The sequence below is a fragment of the Clostridioides sp. ZZV14-6154 genome, from assembly GCF_020657785.1.
GTDB lineage: Bacteria > Bacillota > Clostridia > Peptostreptococcales > Peptostreptococcaceae > Clostridioides.
Window position 1 is genome coordinate 1 of record NZ_JAGWCY010000094.1, and the last position, 255, is coordinate 255.

General features: G+C 28.2%; 1 pseudogene. It reads right to left on the reverse strand.

The features are described from left to right. Nucleotides 1-208 (reverse strand): annotated as a pseudogene (locus tag KGF45_RS19895) (IS200/IS605 family element RNA-guided endonuclease TnpB); the annotation flags it as partial. Between the last annotated feature and the right edge of the window lie 47 nt (nt 209-255).

Sequence of the window (255 nt, forward strand, 5' to 3'; positions counted from 1 at the left end):
GTTTAGGATTATCTACTCTAAATCCATCGCTACATATTGCAAATTCCTTCAATCCAACATCTACACCTATTTTCTTATCAATAGTTTTTAGTTTCTCTATTTCAGTTTCTGCTAATATAGAAATATAGTATCTATTACCTGGTGTTTTCGATATAGTACAATTCTTTATTTCTCCATCAAACATTCTATGTTGTTTTATCCTAACCATCGATTTTAGTTTAGGTAATTTTATATATCCATTTTCAATCCTTACAG